The sequence below is a fragment of the Synechocystis sp. LEGE 06083 genome (assembly GCF_015207725.1).
Taxonomy (GTDB): domain Bacteria; phylum Cyanobacteriota; class Cyanobacteriia; order Cyanobacteriales; family Microcystaceae; genus Synechocystis; species Synechocystis salina.
The window spans coordinates 1-4174 of the sequence record NZ_JADEWJ010000308.1 but is presented as its reverse complement, the minus strand read 5'-3'; the positions used below and the strand labels follow the sequence as shown (position 1 = coordinate 4174).

The 4174-nt window shown below is 45.6% G+C and carries 5 protein-coding genes; 1 reads left to right on the top strand and 4 read right to left on the bottom strand.

Translation table 11 applies throughout. The features are described from left to right. Positions 1 to 597, bottom strand: a 597-nt coding sequence (locus IQ219_RS17400) for a DedA family protein (protein ID WP_194073448.1), incomplete at its 3' end; no start/stop codon positions are given. Positions 598 to 662: 65 nt separating this feature from the next. Between IQ219_RS17400 and IQ219_RS17395 the strand changes: the two genes are divergently transcribed. Then, positions 663 to 1934: a lipid-A-disaccharide synthase-related protein gene (locus tag IQ219_RS17395; RefSeq protein ID WP_194073447.1), complete on the top strand. Its 1272-nt coding sequence runs from the start codon at positions 663 to 665 to the stop codon at positions 1932 to 1934. A gap of 31 nt (positions 1935 to 1965) precedes the next feature. Here the strand turns inward: IQ219_RS17395 and IQ219_RS17390 are convergent, their stop codons facing one another. The 3 genes from IQ219_RS17390 to IQ219_RS17385 form a co-directional block, all read right to left on the bottom strand. Continuing rightward, positions 1966 to 2283, bottom strand: coding sequence for a DNA-3-methyladenine glycosylase (locus IQ219_RS17390; protein ID WP_228017286.1), 318 nt, complete (start codon positions 2281 to 2283; stop codon positions 1966 to 1968). 9 nt (positions 2284 to 2292) lie between these two features. Then, complete coding sequence (locus tag IQ219_RS20240) at positions 2293 to 2616, bottom strand: hypothetical protein (protein ID WP_228017284.1); 324 nt, start codon at positions 2614 to 2616, stop codon at positions 2293 to 2295. 162 nt (positions 2617 to 2778) lie between these two features. Continuing rightward, positions 2779 to 3651, bottom strand: coding sequence for an NAD(P)-dependent oxidoreductase (locus IQ219_RS17385; protein WP_194073446.1), 873 nt, complete (start codon positions 3649 to 3651; stop codon positions 2779 to 2781). Between the last annotated feature and the right edge of the window lie 523 nt (positions 3652 to 4174).

The window sequence follows — 4174 nt, the reverse complement described above, 5'->3', positions numbered from 1 at the left end:
GTGAAAGATAAAGTATATGCCCACCATTCCCACCACAGCAGCTAGGGCAAACCAACTGAATTGGGTCGTCCAGGCAATAATTTGCTCAATGGTGACCACCCGCCCTAAAAAGTAGGCCAAACTGACAGTTATGGTGGCCCAAACGGAAGCACCGCCGATGTTGTAGAGCAAAAACTTGCCGTAGGGCATGCGGACAATGCCGGCCATGGGGCCCGCAAAAATCCTCAGCAGAGTGACAAAACGCCCCAAAAACACCGCTGCTGCCCCATTTTGGCTAAATTTATGCCGGGCTTGGTCTAGCTTTTCCTGGGGAATGTTAAACAGTTTGGCCGCCCTGGTCAGTAAGGGCCAACCGCCCCAACGTCCGACCCAGTAACCACAACTGTCGCCTAACACAGCCCCGGCGATCGCCGCAATTAATACACCGCCGTAACTTAAATCCCCACTGCCGGCCAAAAAGCCCCCCAACAGGGTTATGGTTTCTCCAGGGATGGGAATGCCCGCATTTTCCAAGGCAATGCCAAAGAATACGGCTCCGTAACCATATTGACGGGCCAATTCCTGCAATGTCTCTAGCGAAAAAAATTCCCAACCCATGGTGATGCTTATTTAATAATTCTTAATAATCTGCTTATTTTTAGTGTAGCGGATGGGAGTCTTGGATGCTGCCGAAGATTTTACTGCTCAGCAATGGCCATGGGGAAGATGCGATCGCCGTTAGTATTGGCCAGGCTTGGAGTGCACTGGCGGAGATGGAGCCGGGGGAAATATTAGTGGGATTGCCCTTGGTGGGGGAAGGCAGTAGTTATCGACGCTTAAACATTCCCCTAATTGGCCCGGTGAAAACCATGCCCTCCGGTGGCTTTAACAACATGGATGCCAGGGAACTATGGCGGGATGTGCAGGGGGGGCTATGGGGGCTCACTAAAGCCCAGTTGGGGAGTTTGAAACAATGGACAGCCCAAGGGGGCAAAGTTCTGGCAGTGGGGGATATCGTGCCCCTAGCTCTAGCTTGGTTGGGTAAAGCCGACTACGCCTTTGTGGGCACAGCCAAGTCGGAATATTATCTCCGCTCCCCCGTTGGGGAATGGTTACCCAGTACCCAAGCTTGGGAAAAATGGCTTGGTTCCGCCTACTATCCTTGGGAGCGGTGGTTAATGACGAGGAAAAATTGCAGAGCGGTCTTTCCCCGCGATCGCCTTACCCATGCAAGTTTATTAAGCCAAGGTGTGGCTAGTTTCCCCGTGGGCAATCCGATGATGGACGGTTTAAACCTGCGAGATTGCCAACCCCAACCGTTACAGCCAGGGCAGAGTTTGACCATTACCCTGTTACCCGGTTCCCGATCGCCAGAAATGGAACGCAATTGGGCCCTGATTGGGCAAAGTTTAACCTCCGTGTTAGCCCATTTTCCCGATGCTTCCGTAACTTTCCTGGCAGCGATTGCCCCTTCCCTGCCCTTAGCACCGTTAATGGCTGAAGTTGAAACCCAAGGTTGGCAACGATTGGAGGACAATAACCTGGAACTTTTGACCAACAAAGTTTCTTGCCTGATCAGGGGCCCCGTTTACCAAAAAAGCCAAGCCCGTCTGGTTTTGAGTCAACAGCAGTTTGCCGATTGTTTACACCATGCCCAAGCGGCGATCGCCATGGCCGGTACCGCCACGGAACAATTTGTCGGCCTTGGTAAACCGGTGATCAGTTTTCCCGGCCAAGGTCCCCAATACAATCCCTATTTTGCCCGCCGTCAAACCTGGCTTTTGGGGGAGTCCTTAATCATGTTAGATAGTCCTGAACAAACTGGTGAAGCTTTGCGACGAGTTTTGCATGATAGTGATCGACTAGAGGCGATCGCCCGTAATGGTCGGGAACGATTGGGGGAAGCTGGAGCGGCCCGCCGCATTGCAGAAATTCTCAGGGAACAATGGTGTTAGGCTTTTACCAGAAAAATTTCAGCGCTATCATCTACAAATGGATCTTGCTAACTGTTGCCGACAAACTCCGCCACAAATACCAACTAGCCAGACTGCGATAGGGCTGCCAATTTTCGCCATATTCAAACACTTTTTTCGGATTAGGGCGATCGGGCAATTGATACAATTTTTGAATCGCAATGCGGATTCCCAAATCTTGATTCGGTAAGATATCCTGGCGACGGAGACGAAATAAGAGAAAAAGCTGGGCCGTCCAAGGGCCAATGCCTTTAATAGCCGTTAACCGTTCAACAATGGCCAGATCATCCCAGGTTTCCAATTCAGATAAAGGGGGAAAATCATTTTGCAAGGCGATCGCTCAGATTTTTAAGTAGCGGGTTTTATAGCGGGAGATGCCCAGTGATCTTAACAATTCAGGATCAACATTAGCTAAATTTTCCGGTGCCCATCCCTTCGGTTGGGCATAGTCTAAAAATCTTTGGAATAACATTTGAGCTGTATTGGTATTGATTTGCTGACCAATAATCCCCCAGGCGATCGCCTCCAAGAGTGTGGTTCGGGGTGGATGATGGGTCAATGAGCAAACTTCTAACCCATTAATTAAAGTGCCGAGTCGGGCATCTCGAGATTGTAAATATTCAATTCCTTGATTGAAATCAAGATCGTACAGGGTTTTTATCATCGATAATTGTTAAGCAGAGCGGTGCTTTCAATTTGACATGGCAAGGGGTAAAAATTAGTTTTAAATAGCCATTATTATGCCAAATATGGTTTAGATTAACTCAAAATTAAATTGCTTAATTGAGTATCTAATTTTGTCGTCTTATGCTTTGCCAAAATTCATCTAAGTTTCACCATAGGCACGAATAATCGCTTGGGAACCCTGGTCTTCTCCCCCCAACAATTGAATAGATTCAAACAAACTTTCTGCCAACGTAACCCCTGGTAATTCCCCCTTTTCAGCAGCTTCTCGGACAAGGCGTAGATCCTTAAGAAGATGTTTCACCATAAAACCTGGAGCAAAATCAGCTTTCGACATTTTCGGCCCCAAATTGGTTAAAGCCCAGGAACCCGCTGCCCCACTACCGCAAACATCAATCACTAAATTTGGTTCGATTCCCAACTGTTTGGAAAGTTGTATGGCCTCAGCAGCGGCGATCGCATGGAGACCACAAAGAACTTGATTACAGAGCTTAACCGCTTGACCACTGCCACTGAGACCACAATGAACTACTTTTTTCCCTATAGCTGTGAACACAGGCAAAGCTTCTTCAAAATCGGCAAGCTCTCCCCCCACCATGATGGTTAACGTACCGTTGACTGCACCAATATCGCCCCCGGTTACCGGTGCATCTAAAAAGCGCAAGCCCTTTGCTTTTAAAGTTGTGGCAAGCTCACAAGCCGCAGTTTTGCCAATAGTACTGCAATCAATTATTAAAGCTTGAGGTTTCGCATATTCAGCAATGCCCCCCGAACCTAAAATGAGTTGTTGAACATCTTTTTCGTCTCCAACACAGGTGAGAATAATATCCGCATTTTCCGCCGCTTCCGCAATGCTAGATACAACTTTAACTCCTGCTTTTGCCGCTTCTAGCGCAGAAGAACGATTCAAGCTGCGATTATAACCCATTGTTTGATAACCATGTTTGACCAGATTTTGAGCCATAGGACTGCCCATAACTCCTAAACCAAAAACAGCGATTTTGGAATTTTTCATAATAACTCTATACAGTTAAAACAACGAAGATAATAAGTTTAATAAATTAAAATAATCTATTCTAAAATTTTAATAAAAAATGATGTTTTATCTCTGCAATTTGTTTTTCAGTCTAACATTTATTTGAAAAGATAAAAATCAAGAAGATCAGCGAAATTCAATGGTTCTTGGTATTTTCATAGATATTCAAGAAGAAATTCATATAAAGAGCAATATATTAAATAAATTTGCAAAAAGTAAAGGACGAAAGATTCCAGTCCTGGGAAGGGTAAAAACTGGTTAAAATAATACAAGCTTTTTATAGGGTAAAAGATTGCAATTTAGATCCTGGCACTGAACATTGTATTGTCAATTTAACTCAGAAGCGAGGGATTTGAACAACATTTTTCGACAATGATCGTAAACTCATTATCTAGGTGGTTAATCACCGGCAAGTAATTCTTGAGATCACAACATAAAGCTGCATGATAGACCTCTGAAAAAAGACTGAGCGAAGAATTTGGCATAATTGTCAGATATATCC

Coding starts and splice junctions, on each gene's coding strand:
- IQ219_RS17395 (WP_194073447.1), top strand. CDS start 663: ATGCTGCCGAAGATTTTACTGCTCAGCAATGGCCATGGGGAAGATGCG.
- IQ219_RS20240 (WP_228017284.1), bottom strand. CDS start 2,616: ATGATAAAAACCCTGTACGATCTTGATTTCAATCAAGGAATTGAATAT.
- IQ219_RS17385 (WP_194073446.1), bottom strand. CDS start 3,651: ATGAAAAATTCCAAAATCGCTGTTTTTGGTTTAGGAGTTATGGGCAGT.